This window comes from Actinomycetospora lemnae (assembly GCF_028737315.1).
GTDB classification, from domain to species: domain Bacteria; phylum Actinomycetota; class Actinomycetes; order Mycobacteriales; family Pseudonocardiaceae; genus Actinomycetospora; species Actinomycetospora lemnae.
Genome location: NZ_JAQZAO010000011.1, coordinates 143977 through 164172 on the forward strand (window position 1 = coordinate 143977; position 20196 = coordinate 164172).

At 74.2% G+C, this 20196-nt stretch carries 19 protein-coding genes and 1 pseudogene; 8 read left to right on the forward strand and 12 right to left on the reverse strand.

The window, feature by feature from the left end; translation table 11 throughout:
• Positions 1 to 170 precede the first annotated feature (170 nt).
• Positions 171 to 1358: a fatty acid desaturase family protein gene (locus PGB27_RS23290; protein WP_274202807.1), complete on the forward strand. Its 1188-nt coding sequence runs from the start codon at positions 171 to 173 to the stop codon at positions 1356 to 1358.
• A 62-nt stretch (positions 1359 to 1420) separates the two neighbouring features.
• On the opposite strand, the gene PGB27_RS23295 is transcribed toward PGB27_RS23290, so the two are convergent.
• The 3 genes from PGB27_RS23295 to PGB27_RS23305 all read right to left on the reverse strand — a co-directional run bounded on the left by PGB27_RS23295 (position 1421) and on the right by PGB27_RS23305 (position 3942).
• Positions 1421 to 2440, reverse strand: a complete 1020-nt coding sequence (locus PGB27_RS23295) for an NAD-dependent formate dehydrogenase (protein WP_274202808.1) — start codon at positions 2438 to 2440, stop codon at positions 1421 to 1423.
• A gap of 46 nt (positions 2441 to 2486) precedes the next feature.
• Positions 2487 to 3335: an SDR family oxidoreductase gene (locus PGB27_RS23300; RefSeq protein ID WP_274202809.1), complete on the reverse strand. Its 849-nt coding sequence runs from the start codon at positions 3333 to 3335 to the stop codon at positions 2487 to 2489.
• Positions 3336 to 3429: 94 nt separating this feature from the next.
• Positions 3430 to 3942 carry a hypothetical protein gene (locus PGB27_RS23305; RefSeq protein ID WP_274202810.1) on the reverse strand — a complete coding sequence of 171 codons (513 nt, stop codon included), beginning with the start codon at positions 3940 to 3942 and terminating at the stop codon, positions 3430 to 3432.
• 173 nt (positions 3943 to 4115) lie between these two features.
• Here PGB27_RS23305 and PGB27_RS23310 point away from each other — a divergent pair, with 173 nt between their 5' ends.
• From PGB27_RS23310 to PGB27_RS23330, 5 genes are all read left to right on the forward strand, one after another.
• A complete protein-coding gene (locus tag PGB27_RS23310; RefSeq protein ID WP_408630110.1) occupies positions 4116 to 6086 on the forward strand; it encodes a molybdopterin oxidoreductase family protein in 1971 nt (656 codons plus the stop codon).
• Positions 6087 to 6089: 3 nt separating this feature from the next.
• On the forward strand, positions 6090 to 8003 hold the full coding sequence (locus PGB27_RS23315) for an NAD(P)H-dependent oxidoreductase subunit E (protein ID WP_274202812.1): 1914 nt from the start codon (positions 6090 to 6092) through the stop codon (positions 8001 to 8003).
• Entirely contained in the window at positions 8000 to 9178 is a 1179-nt protein-coding gene (locus tag PGB27_RS23320; RefSeq protein ID WP_274202813.1) for a 2Fe-2S iron-sulfur cluster-binding protein, read from the forward strand. The genes PGB27_RS23315 and PGB27_RS23320 overlap by 4 nt, the downstream gene beginning before the upstream one ends.
• A gap of 128 nt (positions 9179 to 9306) precedes the next feature.
• Positions 9307 to 9546: a hypothetical protein gene (locus PGB27_RS23325; protein WP_274202814.1), complete on the forward strand. Its 240-nt coding sequence runs from the start codon at positions 9307 to 9309 to the stop codon at positions 9544 to 9546.
• Complete coding sequence (locus tag PGB27_RS23330; protein WP_274202815.1) at positions 9543 to 10040, forward strand: hypothetical protein; 498 nt, start codon at positions 9543 to 9545, stop codon at positions 10038 to 10040. Before PGB27_RS23325 ends, PGB27_RS23330 begins: the two co-directional genes overlap by 4 nt.
• A gap of 4 nt (positions 10041 to 10044) precedes the next feature.
• Here the strand turns inward: PGB27_RS23330 and PGB27_RS23335 are convergent, their stop codons facing one another.
• Both PGB27_RS23335 and PGB27_RS23340 read right to left on the reverse strand, forming a co-directional pair.
• On the reverse strand, positions 10045 to 10686 hold the full coding sequence (locus tag PGB27_RS23335; RefSeq protein WP_274202816.1) for a hypothetical protein: 642 nt from the start codon (positions 10684 to 10686) through the stop codon (positions 10045 to 10047).
• Positions 10687 to 10787: 101 nt separating this feature from the next.
• Entirely contained in the window at positions 10788 to 11756 is a 969-nt protein-coding gene (locus PGB27_RS23340; RefSeq protein WP_274202817.1) for a ferritin-like domain-containing protein, read from the reverse strand.
• A gap of 246 nt (positions 11757 to 12002) precedes the next feature.
• Here PGB27_RS23340 and PGB27_RS23345 point away from each other — a divergent pair, with 246 nt between their 5' ends.
• Positions 12003 to 12722 (forward strand): DUF4383 domain-containing protein, encoded by a 720-nt coding sequence (locus PGB27_RS23345; protein WP_274202818.1) that lies wholly within the window; start codon positions 12003 to 12005, stop codon positions 12720 to 12722.
• A 16-nt stretch (positions 12723 to 12738) separates the two neighbouring features.
• Here the strand turns inward: PGB27_RS23345 and PGB27_RS23350 are convergent, their stop codons facing one another.
• Together PGB27_RS23350 and PGB27_RS23355 are read right to left on the reverse strand one after the other, a co-directional pair.
• Positions 12739 to 13668, reverse strand: coding sequence for a DUF389 domain-containing protein (locus PGB27_RS23350; protein WP_274202819.1), 930 nt, complete (start codon positions 13666 to 13668; stop codon positions 12739 to 12741).
• A 21-nt stretch (positions 13669 to 13689) separates the two neighbouring features.
• Positions 13690 to 14487: a HemK2/MTQ2 family protein methyltransferase gene (locus PGB27_RS23355; protein WP_274202820.1), complete on the reverse strand. Its 798-nt coding sequence runs from the start codon at positions 14485 to 14487 to the stop codon at positions 13690 to 13692.
• A 252-nt stretch (positions 14488 to 14739) separates the two neighbouring features.
• On the opposite strand from PGB27_RS23355, the gene PGB27_RS23360 reads away from it, so the two are divergent.
• The gene (locus PGB27_RS23360) at positions 14740 to 15744 is read left to right on the forward strand and encodes an iron-containing redox enzyme family protein (RefSeq protein WP_274202821.1); all 1005 of its coding nucleotides are present in this window, start codon (positions 14740 to 14742) and stop codon (positions 15742 to 15744) included.
• Between the two features lie 59 nt (positions 15745 to 15803).
• Here PGB27_RS23360 and PGB27_RS23365 read toward each other — a convergent pair.
• From PGB27_RS23365 to galT, 5 genes and pseudogenes are all read right to left on the reverse strand, one after another.
• Positions 15804 to 15992 (reverse strand): annotated as a pseudogene (locus PGB27_RS23365) (CDGSH iron-sulfur domain-containing protein); the annotation flags it as partial.
• 8 nt (positions 15993 to 16000) lie between these two features.
• The gene (locus PGB27_RS23370; RefSeq protein ID WP_274202822.1) at positions 16001 to 16696 is read right to left on the reverse strand and encodes an alpha/beta fold hydrolase; all 696 of its coding nucleotides are present in this window, start codon (positions 16694 to 16696) and stop codon (positions 16001 to 16003) included.
• Positions 16693 to 17703 carry a LacI family DNA-binding transcriptional regulator gene (locus tag PGB27_RS23375; protein ID WP_274202823.1) on the reverse strand — a complete coding sequence of 337 codons (1011 nt, stop codon included), beginning with the start codon at positions 17701 to 17703 and terminating at the stop codon, positions 16693 to 16695. The genes PGB27_RS23370 and PGB27_RS23375 overlap by 4 nt, the downstream gene beginning before the upstream one ends.
• A 10-nt stretch (positions 17704 to 17713) precedes the next feature.
• Positions 17714 to 18919 carry a galactokinase gene (gene galK, locus PGB27_RS23380; RefSeq protein WP_274202824.1) on the reverse strand — a complete coding sequence of 402 codons (1206 nt, stop codon included), beginning with the start codon at positions 18917 to 18919 and terminating at the stop codon, positions 17714 to 17716.
• Positions 18916 to 19902, reverse strand: coding sequence for a galactose-1-phosphate uridylyltransferase (gene galT, locus PGB27_RS23385; protein WP_274202825.1), 987 nt, complete (start codon positions 19900 to 19902; stop codon positions 18916 to 18918). Before galT ends, galK begins: the two co-directional genes overlap by 4 nt.
• Positions 19903 to 20196: the final 294 nt, after the last annotated feature.

Here is a 20196-nt window from a genome sequence, read left to right on the forward strand (position 1 = left end):
GCCGGCGCCCGCACCCGACCCGCCCGGGCCCTGCTGTGACCGGCGTCATCGTCGCCGCGGTGTGGGGGGACACAACGATCACCGCCCCGCGCGGCGTCTCGTGTCGGTACCGTGGGTACCTAGTACTTCAGGTACCGGACCGGCCCCACCCGATGCGGAGGAAACCCCTCATGGCCATCTCGGACATCAAGGAGTTCACGCACCTCAGCGAGGCCGACATCGCGGCCATCGGGCGTGAGTTCGACGCGATCCGCCGCGACGTCGAGGCGTCGCGCGGCGAGGACGACGCGGCCTACATCCGCGGCGTCATCAGGCTGCAGCGCCGCCTGGAGATCGGCGGGCGCGTCGCGCTCGTCGGCAGCATCCTGCCGCCGCTGTGGATCGCGGGCACCGCCGCGCTCGCCGCCTCCAAGATCCTCGAGAACATGGAGATCGGCCACAACGTCATGCACGGCCAGTGGGACTGGATGAACGATCCGGAGATCCACTCGGCGCAGTGGGAGTGGGACAACGTCTGCCCGGCCGAGCAGTGGAAGCACTCCCACAACTACCTGCACCACACGTACACGAACGTGATCGGCAAGGACAAGGACGTCGGCTACGAGATCCTCCGCGTCCGGTCCGACCAGCCGTGGCACCCCTACTACCTGGGCCAGCCGCTCTACAACGCGCTCCTGATGTTCCTGTTCCAGTGGGGCGTCGCGCTGCACGACCTCGACATCGAGGGCGCGGCGACGATGGACGCCGACCCCGAGGAGATGAAGGCCAAGCTGCGCCAGATCGGGCGCAAGGCCGGCAAGCAGGCGCTCAAGGACTACGTGTTCTTCCCGGCGCTGTCGGGCCCGTTCTTCCCGGCGACGATCGCGGCGAACGTGACGGCGAACCTCATCCGCAACGTGTGGTCGTACGCGATCATCTTCTGCGGGCACTTCCCGGACGGCGCCGAGGTGTTCACCGAGGAGGAGCTCGACGGCGAGACGTGGGGCGAGTGGTACCTGCGCCAGCTGCTGGGCTCGGCGAACTTCACCGGCGGCCGGCTCATGCACCTCATGAGCGGCAACCTGGGCTACCAGATCGAGCACCACCTGTTCCCCGACCTGCCGTCGAACCGCTACCCGGAGATCGCGGAGCGGGTCAAGGACATCTGCGCGCGCTGGGACCTGCCCTACACGATCGGCCCGTTCCCGAAGCAGTTCTGGCAGTCGACGCGGTCGATCTGGAAGCTCTCGCTGCCGGTGGCGGGCGAGCTCAAGCGCTTCGTGGACCGGCTGACCGGCCGCGAGAAGCCGGCCCCGCAGCCCGCCGACGTCCCCGCCCCGCGCACCGAGACCCGCGTCGAGGAGCCGGTCGCGGCCTGAGGTGCGCTGCGCGCAGGTGAGCAGAAAGGAGTGCTGGAGCACTTCTTTCTGCTCACCTGCCGTCAGGCACCCGGCGACACCATGACGAACTCCGAGGGCAGGGGCTGCCCGTCGATGTGGGCGTCGAGCATCTCCCGCACGCCCTCGGCGATGCGCTCCTGCGCCTCGCGGGTCATGCCCGAGCAGTGGATCGTCATGGCCTCGGAGCCCTCGGGCAGCGAGCGCCAGGGGTGGTCGGCCGGCGCCGGCTGGGGGTACCAGGTGTCCCCCGCGTACCCCGCGAGCTGCCCCGACTCGACGGCCTCGACCAGCGCGTCGCGGTCGACGATGGCGCCGCGCGCGGTGTTGACCAGCCACGATCCCGGCTTCATGGCGTTCAGACGCTCGCGCCCGAACAGCGCCTGGCTGCCCTCCATCAGCGGCAGGGCCAGGCAGATGACGTCCGACTCGCGCACCAGCGTGTCGAGCCGGGCGTAGCGCACGCCGAGGGTCTCCTCGTCGGCCGGCGACCGGCGGTGGTTGGCGTAGTAGAGCATCCGCACGTCGAAGCCCTTGAGCCGCAGCGCGGTGCGGGCCCCGATCGCACCGAGCCCGACGATCCCGACGGTCTTGCCCTCGAGGTCGTGTGACGGCGCGGAGACGCCGGCGACGTCCCAGCCACCGTTGCGCGCATCGGCGTGTGCCGGGACGAAGTTGCGGACCAGCGCGAGGATCTGCAGGACGTTGTGCTCGGCGACGCTGACGACGTTGCTGCCGGTGACCTCGGCGACGGTGATGCCGTGCTGCTCGGCGGACTCGGGCTCGGTGTGGTCGGAGCCCACGCCCGCGGTGATCACGAGCTTGAGGTTCGACGCCTTCGACATCCGGTCGTCGTCGAGGTAGACCGGCCAGAAGGGCGTCGTGATCAGCACCTCGGCGTCCGCGAGCTCGGCGTCGAGCCCTTCGCCGGTGTCGGTGGTGGTGACCAGCTCGTGGCCCCGCTCCGACAGGTACTCGTGCAGGCCCAGCGCGCTCTCGGCGCTGGCCGGCACGTCGCCGTCGACGGCGTCGGACGGCGGGTAGGACACGTAGACGACCTTCATGCGACCGGCTACCCGACGCCGGCCGCCTCGCACCCCGCATGTGACGTCAGCCGGGATGGGTCTCCCCACCGGCCGGGGCGAGGACCTCGCCGCTGTAGTACGACGAGAGCCGGTTCGCCGCGAAGAACACGTACGACGGGGCGATCTCGTCGGGGGCGGCCGCCCGGCCGATCGGGGCCTGCGCGCCGAAGGAGTCGACCTTGTCCTCGGGCATGGTCGCGGGGATCAGCGGCGTCCACACCGGCCCCGGGGCGACGCAGTTGACGCGGATGCCCCGCGGGAGCAGCTGCTGGGACAGCGACATGGTCAGCGCGTGCACCGCGCCCTTGGCCGCCGAGTAGTCGAGCAGCGACTTGTTGCCGCGCAGCCCGTTGACCGACCCGGTGTTGATGATCGCGGAACCCTCACCGAGGTGCGGCAGCGCGTCCTTGGTGATCCAGAAGAAGCTGGACACGTTGGTCGCGAAGGTGCGCTCCCACTGCTCGTCGGAGAGCTCCTCGGGGCCGCTGACCGGGGTCTGCACCGCGGCGTTGTTGACGACGATGTCCAGCCCGCCGAGCTCGTCGACGGCCCGCTCGACCATGCGCGCGCAATGGTCGCGGTCGGCGATGTCGCCGGGCAGGCGCACGCACCGGCGGCCCTTGGCCTCGACGACGGACTGGGTGTGCGTCGCGTCGTCACCCTCGGAGAGGTAGCTGATCGCGACATCGGCGCCCTCCTCGGCGAACGCGATGGCGACGGCCCGGCCGATGCCGGAGTCGCCGCCGGTGATCAGCGCCTTGCGCCCGGCCAGCAGGTCGCGCCCGACGTAGTCGCGCATCTCGTCGTTCGGCTCGGGGTCCATCGCGCCGGTGCTGCCGGGGTAGGTCTGTTCCTGCGGGGGAGGCTGCGTCATGGTCGCCGGGCTTGCCGATCCGCCGGTGCGCTACGCGCTCGTGAGCAGTTCGGCGTGCTCCGGCACCCCGAACTGCTCACGAGCCGGAGGCACCTCAGCGCAGGGCGGCGATCTTGTCGAGGACGGTCTTGCGGTTCTTGGTGCGCCGCTCGTAGGCGTCGACCTTGCCCAGGTCGCCGGCCGAGAGCCCGTCGAGCTTCGCGGCGACCTCACTGGCGTTCAGGTCGTCGTAGCCCTTGATCGGCAGGTCGTCCTCCACCGACACCGCGCCCTTGGCCTCGCCCTCGGCCTGGGCGACGCCCGGCACGCGCCGGGCCTGCTCGGCGGCCGCGCCCGCCGCGCCGCCGAGGCCGGACCCGAGGCGCTGGAGCAGCGCGGGGAAGGCCTCGGCGAGCTCCCGCGTGAACTGCGCCTGCGCCCGGGCGAACGCCTGGACCCACTCGGCCGTCCGGTTGCCGGCCGCCTCCTCGGCCTCGGCGACGTTCTCGAGCAGCTCCTTGTACGCGCGCAGCGACTCCTCGCCGCCCTGTCGCGCCCGACTCACGATCTGCTCGTTCAGGCTCCGGACCTGCTCGACGACCTGCTCGACCCTCGGGTTGCCCGCCATCGCTCCTCCTCGGTGTGTGCCTCGGTGCACATCGAGCGCTCGTTTCCCTGCCGGTACACACCCCCAAACAGGGGAACGGCCTGACCTTCCGGACAGCGACGGTCGCGGGCCGGACGGACGGTGTTCCGGTGATCGGGATCGGCTGTGTGACGGGCCTCGCAACGCGACCTACGATGGTGACGGCGGCGACACCCGTTGTGTTGGGAGTACCGAGCATGCGCAAGCCACGCCACGTCCGTCTGACCGAGCCGCTCGTCCGCGAGGACGGCGAACTGCGGCCTGCGAGCTGGGACGAGGCGCTCACCCGGGCCGCGTCCGGCCTGCGGGGCGTGCCCGCCGACGCGTTCGGGATGTTCAGCTGCTCGAAGGCGACGAACGAGATGAACTACGCCGCGCAGAAGTTCGCGCGGGTGGTGATGCACAGCAACAACGTCGACAGCTGCAACCGCACTTGACACGCCCCCAGCGTCGTCGGTCTGACGACGGTGTTCGGTGCCGGCGGCGGCACCTCCGCCTACGTGGAGGCGGAACACGCCGACCTGCTCGTGCTGTGGGGCTCCAACGCGCGCGAGACGCACCCGATCTTCTTCCACCACGTGCTGCAGGGCCTGCGCAACGGCGCCCGCCTGTTCTCGGTCGACCCGCGGCACACCTCGACCGCCCACTGGGCCGACTCCTGGCTCGGGCTCGACGTGGGCACGGACATCGCGCTCGCCAACGCGATCGGCCGCGAGATCATCCACGCGGGCCTGGTGAACCGCGCGTTCGTCGACCGGGCGACCACCGGCTTCGACGACTACGCGGCCACCGTCGAGCCCTACACCCTCGAGCGCGCCGAGGAGATCACCGGCGTGCCGGCGGCCTCGATCCGCGAGCTGGCGCACGCCTACGCCCGGGCCGACCGCGCCCAGATCTGCTGGACGCTCGGCATCACCGAGCACCACAACGCCGCCGACTACGTGTTCGCGCTGATCAACCTCGCGCTGCTCACGGGGCACGTCGGCCGCTACGGGTCGGGGCTGGTGCCGCTGCGCGGGCAGAACAACGTGCAGGGCGGCGGTGACATGGGGGCGATCCCGGCCAAGCTGCCCGGCGGCTACGACGTCGGCGACGAGGAGGCCCGCGCCCGCTACGCCGCGGTCTGGGGCACCGACGACTACCCCCGCGAGCCGGGGCGGCACCTGTCGCAGATGTTCGAGGCGATGGAGCGCGGCGAGATGCGCGCGCTCTACTGCATCGGCGAGAACCCGGCGGAGTCCGAGGCCAACGCGGCGCACGCGCGCCACCTGCTCTCGAGCCTCGACTGCCTGATCGTGCAGGACATCTTCCGCACGGCCACCGCCGAACTCGCCGACGTCGTCTTCCCGGCGACGGCCGACTGGTGCGAGTACGAGGGCACGGTCACCAACTCCGAGCGGCGCGTGCAGCGCGTCCGCAAGGCGATCGAGCCGCCGGGCCAGGCGCGCCCGGACACCCACATCATCAGCGCGCTGGCCACCGCCCTGGGTCACGACTGGGGCGAGCCGACCGCCGAGGAGGTGTGGGACGAGCTGCGCTCGGTGTCGCTGAACTGGCACGCCGGCATGAGCTACGCCCGCCTCGACGCCCTCGGCGGCCTGCAGTGGCCCTGCCCGTCGGAGGACCACCCGGGCACGCCGCTCATGCACGCCCGGCTGTGGGCCGACGACCCCGCGGACCGCGGCCGTCCGGCGCCGTTCACGCCGGTCGAGCACGTCGCGCCGGTCGACGTCCTCGACGAGGAGTTCCCCATCCGACTGACCACGGTGCGGGTGCTCGACGCCTACAACTCCGGGGTGCAGACCGGGGGCTACTCCTCGCCGCTGCGCCGTCGCGAGTCGCTGCGCATCGACGCGGAGGACGCGGCCCGCCTCGGGATCGCCGACGGCGAGCGCGTCCGCGTGGTCTCGCGGCGCGGGGCGGTCGAGGCGCCGATCGCGGTCGACCCGTCGCTGCGCCCGGGGCTCGCGTCCTTCACCCCGCACTTCACCGAGGAGGTGGACGTCAACGTGCTGACCAACGACGCCTGGGACCCGAAGTCGGGGACCTCGGAGTTCAAGGCGACGGCGATCCGCGTGGAGAAACTGCCCGTCCAGGCCCCGCCGATGCCGGTGGCGGGAAGCTGACGCATGGATCTCCACCTCTCGAAGGCCGAGCCCACCACCGTCGAGCGCGAGACGATCGACGCGGCCTTCGGCGCCCTCACGGGCCCCACGAGCCGTGAGGACCGCCCCACACGGTCGCACCACGCCGGCCACGACGCCCGCGCCCGTCGCCACCTGCTGCTGCCCGTGCTGCACGCGGTGCACGACGCCGTCGGCTGGATCTCCGAGGGCGCGCTCAACCACGTGGCGCGCACGCTCTCGGTGCCGCCGGCGGAGATCTACGGCGTCGCGACGTTCTACGCGATGTTCGCCGTCGAGCCCCGGGCGCCGCGGGTGGTGCACGTCTGCGACGACGTCGCCTGCGGCCCGTACGGCGGCGAGGAGATCGCGACGGCGCTGACCGACGCGCTCGGCCCCGAGGGCGGCTCGGAGGACGGCGGCGAGCAGGCCTGCTGGGTGCGCAGCCCCTGCCTGGGCCTGTGCGAGCGCGCGCCCGCCGTGTTGCACCAGCGCACCGGCGAGCCCGACCTCTCCCAGGCGCCTGCGCGCCCCGACGAGGTGCTCGCGGCGGCCCGCACGGACGATCCCCGGGCCGCCGACGACGCCGACGCCGCGTTCGCCGACACGCGCGTCAGCGCCCCGCAGTCCGGCCCGCGGGGCACGCTGCCCGGCGGCGGTCCGCTGCGCCTGCTGCGCCGCGTGGGCGTCGTCGACCCCGAGAGCCTCGACGACTACCGGGCGCACGGCGGCTACGCCGCGCTGCGCCGGGCCGTCGACCTCGGGCCGACGCGGGTCATCACCGAGCTCGAGGACTCCTCGCTGACCGGCCGCGGTGGCGCCGCGTTCCCCACCGGCGTGAAGTGGAAGGGCGTCGCCGGGGCCCCGGAGCGTCCGCACTACCTCGTCTGCAACGCCGACGAGTCCGAGCCCGGCACGTTCAAGGACCGCGTGCTCATGGAGGGCGACCCGTTCGCGCTGATCGAGGCGATGACCATCGCCGGCTACGTCACCGGCGCGCGCACGGGCTACCTCTACATCCGCGGCGAGTACCCCCTGGCGACGCGGCGGCTGGAGAACGCCATCGCCGCCGCCCGGGCCCGCGGGCTGCTCGGCGACGACGTCATGGGCGAGGGCTTCGGCTTCGACATCGAGCTGCGCCGCGGCGCGGGGGCCTACATCTGCGGCGAGGAGACCGCGCTGCTCGAGTCGATCGAGGGCTTCCGCGGCGAGCCGCGCAACAAGCCGCCGTTCCCGAGCGTCGTCGGCCTGTTCGGCAAGCCGACGGCGATCAACAACGTCGAGACGCTCTACAACGTCCTCGGCGTGCTCGACCAGGGCGGCCAGGCGTTCGCCGAGATCGGCGGCGGGCGCTCGACGGGCACCAAGCTCTTCTGCGTCTCCGGGGCGGTCGGGACGCCCGGGGTCTACGAGGTCGAGTTCGGCGCCACGCTGCGCGAGCTGCTCGACCTCGCCGGCGGCGTGCGCGGTGACCTGCGCACCGTGCTGCTCGGCGGCGCGGCCGGCGGGTTCGTCATGCCCGAGGACCTCGACGTCGCGCTCACCCTCGAGGGCGCACGCGACATCGGGGCGACGCTCGGCTCGGGCGTGGTGCTCGTGTTCGACCGCCACGCCGACCTCACCGGCACGCTGCGGCGGATCGCGGCCTTCTTCCGCGACGAGTCGTGCGGCCAGTGCGTGCCCTGCCGCGTCGGCACCGTGCGCCAGGAGGAGGCGCTCGCCCGGCTCGAGCGCGACACCCCGATCGGCTCGCGCGAGACCGAGATCGCCCTGCTCGACGACCTCGCGCGGGTCATGCGGGACGCCTCGATCTGCGGGCTCGGCCAGACCGCGCCCGCCGCGGTCGCCTCGGCCCTGCAGCTCGGGCTCCTCGACCGACCCCAGAACGGTTCCCGCAACGGGAAGGTGCCCACCTCATGACCACCACGGGCAAGGGACCCGCACCGACCGGCAGCGGCTCCGGTGCACCAGCGGACGAGCCGATCGACGGCGCCACCGAGGCCTCGGGCGGGGCGGCCGTCGCCACCACCGTCGAGACCGGCCCGCCGCCCGGCGAGCGCACCGACGGCGACACCCACGCCCCCTCCCCCGTCGGCCCGACGGTCGTCGACCCGGTCGCCCCGGCCCGGGGCGCCGAGGAACGCCTGGGCTCCGGCCCGGTGATGCTCGGGACCATCAAGCGGCGGGTCACGCTGAGCCTCGACGGCCGCGAGGTCCGCGTGCCGGAGGGGTCGACGATCCTCGACGCGCTCCACGACGAGGGCACCCCGGAGCAGGCCGACACCCCGACGCTCTGCTGGGCGCCGAACATGGACCCCATCAACGCGTGCCGGGTCTGCGTGGTCGAGGTGGAGGGCTCGCGCACGCTCGTGCCGTCGTGCGCACGGAAGTGCGAGGACGGCATGGAGGTGCGCACCGACACCGAGAAGGTGCGCCACAGCCGCCGGATGGTGCTCGAGCTGCTCTCGTCGTCGGTCGACATGGACCGGGCGAGCGCGGACGTCCAGCGCTGGATCGGCGAGTACGGCGTCGACCCCACCCGCTACGGGCCGCCGGCGCCGCCGAACGCCGCGGGCGAGCGCGACCGGCGCCACGCGGGCCACCACCACACCCCCGACGGGTCGTCGGCGGCCACCGTGCACCAGCCGGTCAAGGTCGACAACGAGCTGTACGTGCGCGACTACTCGCGGTGCATCATGTGCTACAAGTGCGTCAACGCCTGCGGCAGCGACGCCCAGTTCACGTTCGCGATCGCCGCGGCCGGGCGCGGCTTCGACGCCCGCATCGCCACCGAGTTCGACGCCCCGCTGCCCGAGTCGGCGTGCGTCTACTGCGGGAACTGCATCGGCGTCTGCCCCACCGGCGCGCTGGTGTCCCGCCGCGAGTACGAGCTGCGCGAGGCCGGCGAGTGGCGCCCCGAGGAGGAGACGGTCACGACGACCATCTGCTCGTTCTGCGGCGTCGGCTGCAACCTCGAGCTGCACGTCCAGCAGAACGAGATCGTCAACGTCACCAGCCCCGCGGACCACTCGGTGACGCACGGGCACCTGTGCATCAAGGGGCGGTTCGGGTTCCAGCACGTGCAGAACTTCTGACCCGACCAGGGTCACCACCCACCGCGAACGGCCGAACACGCAGGGCCATCGGGGGCCAACGCCGTGGCGGACCTTCTCGCGGGGGTACGGGACTGGTGGGCTGTGCGCAACCGAAGGAGGAGTCCACCGTGGCGGTGTCGGAGAACAGGTCGCAGAGCGGAAGAGGGGACCGGACCGACGAGGTGGTGGAGGGTCTGCACCAGCTCGTCGCGGCCGGTCGGATCGAGGACGTCGAGTCGGTGCTGACCACCCTCATCGAGAGCGAGCCGGCCGGCGAGCCGTCGGTCGAGGACCGGGAGACGCGGTCCTACGCCGAGGGCATGCGCGACGGTCTCGCGCTGGCGCGGCGGGCCCAGGAGCAGGGGTGACCGCGGCGGCGGCCTTCGATCCGGTGGCCGACGGCCGCCCCGCCCCGGCACGCCCTGCGTCGGTGCCGGACGCGAACCCCACGTCGTCGGGGGCGTCGTCGGGGGCGTCGGCGGCGTCGTCGGGCGGCCCGCCGTCGGCGGGTGATCGGCTCCGGGCCCTGGCGATCACCGCGATCGACCGGCTGGCCGGGGTGGCCGCCACGAAGGTCGAGGAGCTCGCCGACCGGCTCGGCGACATGGCCGCGGACGCCGCGAAGGGCCAGCTCCCCGGCGGGGTGGGCGGGAACGCCCTCGTCAAGGCCGGCCTGGCGGCGATGCAGGGCAAGAACCCCGTGGTCGCCGCGGTCAAGGGCGCCGTCGGGGCGATGAGCACGGGGACGAAGGTGCTCGTCGCGCTCCTGCTGATCCTGGTCGCGGTGCTCTCGCCGGTGGTCCTGCTCGTCGCCGCCCTGGTGCTGCTGGTCGCGGCGATCGTGGGGGCGGTCAAGAACTGAGGGGTCAGGTGCCCTCGCTCGCCCCGGTCGAGGCGGTGGCGCGGACCGACTCCGTCGGTCCGGGCGACTGCCCCGCGGGGCCGCTGCCGTCGGTGAGGTCCGCGGCCTGGTCCTGTGCGTGCTGGGCCGGTCGCGTCGGTGGCCGCAGGCCCTCGTAGATCGCCGGCTGGATGTCCCAGGTGTTCCAGTAGGACGACCCGGTCAGGTCGGTGTAGTTCACCGTGACCTGGAAGTCCTCGCCGTCGAGGCCGTTGCGGCGCAGGAAGGCCATCTGGTCGTCGAGGTCGTCCCACCAGCAGGTGATCCGGGCGCCCGGGGACAGCGACGTCAGCCCGATCGAGAACACGGGCAGGCCGGAGACGACGATGCCGTCGGAGCTCTCGATGGGTCGGGAGAACGCGAAGCTGATCGACTTGGCCGGACCCTGGCCGACGTTCTCGACGGCGAGGCTCAGCGCGCGGGTCCCGTGGTCGTACTCGTCGTGGACGGCGACCACGGGCCGGCCGCCGGCGAGGAACTCCTGGCGGACCTCCCGCACCGACTCCCGCGCGGCCCGGAGCTGGAAGTAGATGACGACGATGAAGGCGGCGTACAGCAGCGGCGAGAGCACCTGGGCGACGCTCGAGATCACCTGCAGGACCTGCACGACCACCTCCGGGGACGACGAGCGCCACGACGAGGGCCACGACGACGAACGGCCGGGTCCCCGATCGGGGACCCGGCCGAATCACGTCTGCTCACATCCGCTCAGCGGATGCCGACGACCTCCTGGGCCAGCGCGGCGTGGCGCGTCTGGGCCGCGGAGATGATGCCGCTGCGGTTCTTGTTCGCCTCTTCGTAGACGATGATCTTGTTCAGGCTCTCGACGTCGTCGAGCGCCTTGATCTTGGCGACGGCGTCGCTGACCCCGAGCTGGTCGTAGTTCTGGATCGGCAGCTCGTTGGAGTGCAGGGCCCCGAGACGGGCGCGGGCCTCGTGGAGGACCGCGGCCGCGTCGGTCGCGCCCTCACGGCGGCTGACGCGCTCGGCGCGGTCCAGCGCGGCGTTCCGGCCGGTCGTGACGACCTCGCGGGCGTCCTCGCCGAACCGGGCGGCGCGCCCGGCGGTGTCGGTGACGACGGCGCGGACCTGGTCGCCGCCCTGCTGCAGGCGGGCCGCCCAGCGGCTGACCTGCTCGCGGGCGAAGTTCACCGGCAGGCGCACCGCGCGGGTGGCGCCGCCGACGACCATCTGGACCGGCGTCGGCTTGAGCGCCGGCGGGCCGCCGAGGGCGTGCTCGGCGAGCACCGTGGTCAGCCACTCGATGGTGGCCGTGTGGGCCTGCTCGAGACGGTCGGCGAGCTGGCGCACCCCGTCGTCCTTGGCGGCCTCGGCGAGGGCGCGCAGGTAGACGGCGCGGTCACGCAGCTGGTGCTCGAGCGTCAGGTCGCCGAGCAGGGCCTCGTCGACCGGGCCCGCCTGCTCGACGGTGCCCTTGACCACGGCACCCACGCGTCCCACCAGCGGCGAGACGATGTCGGCGACGCCGCCGAGCCGCTGCAGCTCGCGGGTGATCTCCGCGCTGCGTCGCTCGGCGTTCTGGGCGTTCTGGGTCAGCTCGCGCCGGACGGCCTCGGTCCGCGCCTGGGCCACGCGAATGCGCGCGACCTGGACCTCGGTCTGGGTCAGCTGGAGCATCGAACGCAGCTGGGCGATGATGTCGGCCTGGTGGCTCACACTTCTCCTCGATCGCATCTGGTGTCGGTGCGTGTGCTCATCCGGCCTCCTGGCCGGTCGCCGGTCGGCTACCACGTCACCGCGCCGCGTATGCGTCGTTTCCCGGTGTGACATGGGTCGCCGCGCGTGCGCTGCGATGACGCCCGCCATCGGCGGGAGGGGCGCGATGGCGGGCTCGGCGGAGTCCGGCCGGTTCGGCCGAGCCGCGGGTTCCCCGGGCGGGGTCGGGTGGGCATCCCGGCGGACATGACGCACCCGACCAACCGCCACGGGGAACCACCCAACCCCGACGCCGAGGGGACCCCTGGCCAGCACGACCAGGAGGGTCGCGGTCCGGGGCCGTACGCGCCGCCGGGCCGCGACGACCAGGGCAACCCGCTGCCGTCGGTGCCGCACGAGGGGCTCCTCGGCCGGATCGGCGCGTCCGTCGTCGCCGGCGAGGCCGTCGTGCTCGCCGTCGTCGGGATCGCGGGCCTGGTCACCAGCTGGGGTGCGGCGTTCACCGAGCAGGTCCCGGACACCGTGCTGGCTCTGCGCCTCAACCCGGCCCACAGCGTGCTGCTGCTCGTCACGGCCGTGCTGGGCGCGGTGAGCCTGCGCAAACGCACGTGGCTGCGACTGTTCGCCGGGCTCCAGGCCGCCGTCTACCTGCTGCTGTTCGTCTTCGGGTCGGCGTTCAGCGTCAACACCGCGAGCTCGACGTTCCTCGCGCTCAACACCCCCGACCACGTGCTGCACGGCGTGCTCGCGATCCTCGGGTTCATCGTGCTGATGATCTCCAGCGCGCGCATCGTCGAGCCGCCGCCCGGGTCGCTGCCCTATCCCGGTGTCCTGGACCAGGGCGAGGACCCGCCGCAGGGACCCACGCCGGGGCAGCCCGAGCCGAGCCGCGACTCGCCGGTGAACGAGGGCCGCACGGAGCCGCACCCCGAGGACCGGGCCGATCGGAGCCCGGACCGGTCCTGACCGGTCCTGACCGACCTCAGGCGAGCGGGCGCCGACCGCCGTGGTGGAGCCGGTCCTTGACCAGGACCACCGCCCCACCGAGCACGACGACCAGGGCCATGTCGGCGCCCGTGCGCTGGAGGCCCTCGAGCGCGAGGGTCCAGTCACCGGAGACGACGCCGATGCCGACGAGCGCCGCGGCGGGCACCAGGGCGAGCGCGATGAGGGCACCGGCGAGCACGGCCTCACGGAACGACGTGATGATGACGAGGCCCGCGAGCGCCCCGCCGGCCCCGACGAGCCAGTCGGCGACGGTCGGGTCCACGACCATGTGCACGCCCTCGCTCTTGGCGAGGATCTCCGGCCTGCCCATGCCCAGCGCCCGCATGACGAGGAACGCGACCCCGCCACCGGCCGCCAGCACGAGGTAGCCGACGACGACGGACACGAGCGAGCGGCGGATGCGGTAGAGGCTGCCGCGCAGGATCGCCACGGCGAGCTTGGCGACCGGCTCGAACGCCGGCGCGATGATCGCCGACGCGGCCAGCGCGAGGGCCTGCGGCACGGGCGGCGAGAGCAGCCCGGCCACGGCGATGGCGCCGCCGAGCGCCATGAGCGCGAGGTAGTTGGTGCTGATCCGCCCGTGGTGGCGCAGGGTGCGCTCGAACTCCTCCCACGGCGACTCGTCCGCGTCGTCCTCGACGGCGTCCTGCGCCCCGGTGGCGACCACGCTCTCGGTGCGCACGGTGGCCACGGTGATCGGCCCGTGCTCCCGCGCCCGCTCGATGATCGCGAGGACGTCGTCGATGGCGCGGTTGAGCACGTGCAGGCTCAGGACGTCGCCCGGCGGCTTCACCGAGCCGTCCTGCTGGCGGGTGAGGGCGAGGACGCCGTCGTGACGGGCGAGCTCGGCGGCCACGTCGTCGGCGACCGACGACGGGACGGTGACGTCGATCTGGTGGTGCACGGTGTCCTCTCGGGGTCTGCGTCAGGCAGCGGGGCGCACGGCGCGCACCACGACGAGCTCCTCGGTCCGCTGGTCGGCCGTCGCGAGCCCGCGCTCGCGCAGCAGGTCGCTGCGGGCGGTGAGCACCGGCCCGTAGGGGTGCTCGTGGCGGGCGACGACCTCGGCGGACAGGCCGCGCGTCTGCAGGCGGGCCACGGTCAGCGCGGGGTCGTTGAACGCCGAGTGCACGACCAGCAGGCGCCCGCCCTCGGTGAGCACGTCGGGGGCCTCGTCGCAGACCCGGTCGAGCACGGCGCGCCCGTCGCGTCCGCCGTCGAAGGCCCGCGCCCATCCGTGGCTCGGGAGGTCGTCGGTGGCGGCCGGCACGTAGGGCGGGTTGGAGACGACGACGTCGAACCGCTCCCCCGCCACCGGGGCCGTCAGGTCACCGCGGCGCGTCCGGACCCGGCGCCCGTGGCGGGCGGCGTTGATGCGGGTCGAGAACAGCGCGCGGCGGGAGAGGTCGACGGCGGTGACCTCGGTGCACGGGACACCGGCGGCGACCACCGAGAGCGCGCCGGCGCCGGCGCCGAGCTCGAGGACGCGGCACGGGCGGTCGACCCCGCAGCCGTGGTCGGTGAGCTCCGCGCGCAGCACGTCGGCGAGCAGCCACGTGTCGCGCTGCACCGGGTAGACGCCCGGCACGCGGAACACGCGGTGGTGGGGGCGGATCGCGGTCGCGGGAACGGTGACGGCTCCGGTGGCGGGTCGGTTCTCGGTGGCTGTGGCGGTCACGGTGGAGGCGCGGGTGCGGCGCGGCTCGGGTGCGACGGTCGTCATCGGCTCCTCGGCTCGGCTCGGTGGTGACGAGTCGGGTCGCGGTCGCCGGCTTCCTTCGGCACGGTCTCGACCCCGGCGTCGACCCGCGGCAGGCGTTACCCGGTCTCACCCGTTGCTCCATCCCCCGCAGGACCGTTGATGCGCGTCACGGACATCACGTGCGGAGCGACGCTCCGGCGGCGACCCGATCGGGTACCACCACGGTCGCCCCACGCTCGCGGGCGCCGTGCCGACCTCGCGAAGGAGCGATCCGTGCCCGTCCTGCCCCGCCCCCGCGGTCCGGTCTCGAGCGACGTGCTCGACGTGCTCGCCGGCCGTCGTGCCGCTGCCGACCTGCCGCGCCGGCCCGAGGTCCACCAGCTGGACCCGTTCGGCGAGGACCTCCAGCTCGCGCTCTACTGCCTCTACGAGCTGCACTACCGCTCGTTCGACGGGGTCGCCGACGACCTGGAGTGGGACCCGGACCTGCTGCGCCTGCGCGCCGACCTCGAGGCGCCGTTCCTCGACGCGGTGCGGGCGCGGGTCGCGGGCGGCGACGACGTCGAGGCCGCCATCGACGGGCTGCTCGTCGAGCCCACCGAGGGCACCGGGCCGTCGTGGCACCTCGCCCGGGACGGCGAGCGCTGGCAGCTCGACGAATACGTCGCGCACCGGTCGATCTACCACCTCAAGGAGGCCGACCCCCAGGCGTGGGTGATCCCGCGCCTCGACGGCGTGCACGGCCGGGCGAAGGCGTCGCTCATGACCGTCGAGCACGACGAGTTCGGCGCCGGGCGCGCCGACCGGGTGCACGCCCGGATCTACACCGAGATGATGACCGGCCTCGGGCTCGACACCTCGTACGGCGCCTACCTCGACGTGGCGCCCGCGCCGACGCTCGCGACCGTCAACATCATGAGCCTGTTCGGGCTGCACCGCCGCTGGCGCGGGGCGTCGGTCGGGCAGTTCGCGCTCATCGAGATCACCTCGCCGCCCGGGGCGGCGCGGCTCGTGTCGGCGATCGAGCGCCTCGGCCTGCCGACGGAGGTCACCGACTTCTACGCCGAGCACGTCGAGGCCGACGCGGTGCACGAGCAGCTGGTGCGCCGCGAGCTCGTCGCCGGGCTCCTCGAGCGCGAGCCCGAGCTCGCCGCGGACGTCGTCCTCGGCATCCAGGCCTCGACGCTGCTCGAGGACGACCTCGCCGACTACCTCGTGCGCTCCTGGTCGGCCGGCGAGTCGTCGCTGCGGGCGCCGGCGCTGCCCGCGGCCGCCTGACCGCCGGCCTGCTCACCGGCCTGCTCACCGGCCTGGTCGCCGGTCTGCGGCCGCTCGGGCCGCACCTTGCGCCGGTGGCTCGTGTCGCAGAACGGGTAGCGCTTGGTCCGCCGGCACGCGCAGAGCGCGACGAGCGGACGCTCGCTGGTCACCGTGGTGCCGTCGGGCAGCTCCAGCTCGACAGGCCCCTCGACCAGGAACGGCCCGCCCTCGGTCATCGTCACCCGCGTCCGGCGCTGTGCTGCCATGGCGGCGACTACCCCGGGAACTGCTCCCGGCACACGCCCGCGAGCTCGTCGGGGTGCGTGAGGGGCACCATGTGCGCGCCGTGGGCGGTGGTGACGACGGTGATGCCGGCGCGGACGGCCGCGAGCTCGGCCAGCCAGGCGGCGGGCGCGAGCCGGTCGTGCGGCCCGCGCACGAGCAGCACCGGGACCCGCGAGCCGGCGAGGGCCGCGCGCAGGTCGTGACGTCGCGCGGCGTCCATCGTCCGGCCGAAGCCGGACAGGCGGGTGGCCACGTACTGCCCGACGATCCCCGGCACGCGCCGCGGGTCCTCGTGCGCCGCGGTCCGCAGCCACCGGCCCGCCAGCGACGGCCAGGTCGGCGCGCGCGGGTCGGTGGTCGGGCCGACGAGGACGAGCCCGCGCACGGCGGCGGGGTGGCGGCGGGCGGCCTCGGCGACCACCTGGCAGCTCGCGGAGTGCCCGCACAGCACGACGGGACCGGTCGCGAGGTCCCGCAGACGCTCGACGAGGCGGTCGGCGAGCGACGGCGGGTCGAGACGCGTGCCCCGCGGGACGCGCAGGCCGAACGCCGGGAGCGCGACCACGGCCGTCGGCAGGGTGCCGTCGAGGCGGGCGGCGACGCCGCGCCAGCCGCGCACGGTCAGCCCGAGGCCGGGGACCGCGACCGCCGACGGCGGGCCCGGTGCGGGCAGGAGGTCGCTCACGCGGACCGGCGCACCACGAGCGTCGCGGGCAGGAGGCGCTGCGGCGTGTCCTGCTGCGTGCCCTGGTCCCTGTCGTCGCGCCGGGCGCGGACCACCCCGTCGAGCACCTCGACCAGCGTGCGCCCGAGCTCGTACTTGTCGGTGTGCACCGTGGTCAGGGGCGGGTCGAGGTCCGCGGCGAGGGTGAGGTCGTCGTAACCGACGACGGCGCCGTCGTCCGGCACCCGGCGACCCCGCTCGCGCAGGGCGCGGATCGCGCCGACGGCCATGAGGTCGTTGAACGCGAAGAGCGCGGTGACGTCGGGGTGCTCGCGCAGCAGCTCGGCGGCCGCCGCCGCGCCCCCGGTGATCGTCGGCGGGCCCGTGACGACCGGCGCGCCCGGGGCCGCGGCCGCGGTGAAGGCGTGGCGCCGGACGTGGTCGACGCCGACGGCGCCGTCGAGCATCCCGAGCCGCCGGTGCCCGCGCGCGTGCAGGTGCTCGACGGCGAGGCGGGTGCCGGTGGCGAAGTCCGAGGACACGGCGGCGACGGTCGGCGCGGGTGCCCGCCGGTCGGCGACGACCAGCGGCACGCGCCGGTGCAACCCCACCAGCTCCTCGTCGCCGAGCGCCTCGAAGAAGCCGATGACGCCCTCGGCGCCCCGCTCGACGATCTCCCGGGCCGCCGCCGACTCGCGCCCGGCGTGCGCGTCGGTGTTGTGCACGACGACCGAGAAGCCCCGGGCCGAGGCGGCGTCGAACACCCCGCGGGCGACGGCCGGGAAGAAGGGGTTGGCGATGTCGGAGAGGATCAGCCCGAGCGTCCCCGCCCGCCGGGTGCGCATGCCGCGGGCGAACATGCTGGGGCGGTAGTCGAGCTCCTCGATGGTCGCCAGCACCCGCCGGCGGGTGGCCGTGCTGATCTCGCCCTTGCCGTTCATCGCCCGCGACACGGTCTGGCGCGAGACGCCCGCGGCCCGGGCGACGTCGTCGATCGTCACCCGCACCGACGGCGCCGCGGTCTCCACCGTGTCGAGCCTAGTGCCGCGGCGCCGGCGTCCACGGCTCCCGACGCGCGCCACCGGCCGGGCGGACCGCGCGGACCACGGGCTCGGGGTGGCCGTCGTCCGCGGCGCGCCGCACGACCGCCTCGCCGATCCGCTCGGCCGCGCTCGCCGGGGCCAGCACGAGGACGCTGCCGCCGAACCCGCCCCCGACCAGCCGCGCCCCGAGCGCGCCGTGCTCCAGCGCGGCCTCGACGACCGCGTCGAGCGCCGGCACCGAGACCGCGAAGTCGTCGCGCAGCGAGGCGTGGGACGCGGTGAGCTCGGGGCCGACCTCGGCGGGCCGGCCCGCGCGCAGCAGCGCGACGACCCGGTGGACGCGGGCCTGCTCGGTGACCACGTGGCGGGCGCGCCGCAGGAGGTCGCCGTCCAGGCGCTCGAGCATCGCCGGCGTCGCGTCGCGCAGGGCCGGCACGCCGAGGGCCTCGGCGGCGGCGACGCAGGCGGCGCGGCGGTCGGCGTAGCCGCCGTCGGCGAGGTCGTGGCGCACGCGGGTGTCGACGACCAGCGTCACCAACCCGACCTCGTCGAGCCCCAGCGCCACGTCCTGCCCCTCCAGGGTGCGGCAGTCGAGCAGCAGCGCGGCGCCCTCGCGGCAGAGCAGCGACGCGGCCTGGTCCATGATCCCGACCGGGGCGCCGACGACGTCGTTCTCCGCGCGGCGCCCGGCGCGGGCGAGGGTCGGGCGGTCGAGGTCGGCCCCGCTGAGCTCGGCGACCGCGAGCGCCACCGCGCACTCCAGCGCCGCCGATGACGACAGCCCCGACCCGAGCGGGACGTCGCCGGCGACGACGAGGTCCCACCCGTCGTCGCCCGGCAGCCCCGCCTCGCGCAGCGCCCACAGCGTCCCCAGCGCGTACGCCGACCAGCCCCGCGCGCGGGGCAGCGCGTCCAGCGTCGTCGTGACGGCCTCGTCGGGCGCCTGGGCGGAGCGCACCGTCACGGTGTCGTCGGCGCGGCGCGCGGCCGCGACCCGGCAGTGGCGGTCGATGGCGAAGGGCAGCACGTGGCCGTCGTTGTGGTCGGTGTGCTCGCCGATGAGGTTCACCCGCCCCGGCGCAGCGAACACGCCCTCCGGGTCACGCCCCACGGCCTCCCGGAACGCCGCCGCGACGTCCGGGGTGGTCAGCCTGGCGTCCACGCTGTCACCGGACGCCAGGAAATCCCCCCGCTCGCTCATGCCGGCACCTCCACCCGCGCGCAGGCCTCGCGGAGCCGCTCGGCGGCGACCTCCGGCGCGACGTCGGTGAGGAACGCGCCGCCGAACGTCTCGGAGCCCGCGAGGTACTTGAGCTTGCCCCCGCCCCGGTGCGGCGGACAGATCTCCAGGTGCAGGTGGGCGACGTCGCGGTCGCTCCCGTCGGTGGGCGCGGCGTGGACGCCGATCAGGTAGGAGGTCTGGAAGCCGAAGAACGCGTCGTAGCCGGCCAAGACCCGGGCCAGCACGCGGGCGAGGTCGGCGCGGGCCTCGCCCGGGAGCTCGGGCAGCGACGGGACGTGCTCGCGGGTCCAGATGTCGACCTCGTACGGGAAGCGCGCCCACGGCGGCACGCCGGCGACGACGTGCTCGCCGGCCACGACCTCGCGGGGCCCGCCCGCCTCGGCCGCGACGACGTCGCAGAACACGCAGCGCCCGGTGCGGTCGTGGTGGCGCCGGCCGGCGGCGAGCTCGCGCGCCGGGCGCGGCGGGACGTCGGGATAGGCGTAGATCTGCCCGTGCGGGTGGTGCAGCGTCACGCCGACCGCCTCGCCCTTGTTCTCGAACGGGAGCACGTAGCGCACGCCGGGGTCGGCGCCGAGATCGGCGACGCGGCGCGCCCAGGTCGCGAGGAGCAGGTGCACGCGCGCCACGCCGACGTCGGCGAGCGTGGCGTCGTGGTCGTCGGTGAACACGACGACCTCGCAGTGGCCGTAGGCCGGCTCGACGGGCACGAGGTCGGTGCCGACGATCTCCGGCTCGGGCGGGTGGGTCGACAGCGACGGGAAGCGGTTGTCGAAGACCGCGACGTCGAAGTGCTCGCGCGGGATCTCGGTGGGCTCGTGACCGGGACGGGTCGGGCACAGCGGGCAGGCCGCGGCCGAGGGCTTGTACGTCCGGTCCTGGCGATGGGTCGCGAACGTGACCCACTCGTCGTGGGTGGGGTCGTACCGGCGCTCACTCACCGGTCCTCCCCCTCCGCCCACGAGAAGAACCGGATCGTCCGGCCGTCGGGCAGCAGCTCGACCTCCTCGCGGACGTCCGCACTCGCCGCGACGTCCCCGTCGTCGTGCTCCTCCAACACCCCTCCCCTCGACGACCGATCACCACCGATAGCCATCTCGTGAACGGTTCAGAGGGGGACGCGGGGTCGGCCGCCGGGTCGGGGTCGTTGGTCGGGGTCGATCCAGGGTGGTGGGGTGAACCAGGGCAGCCCGTCGACGATGGTGACCTGCCACTGGCCGTGGTGGATGAGCCGG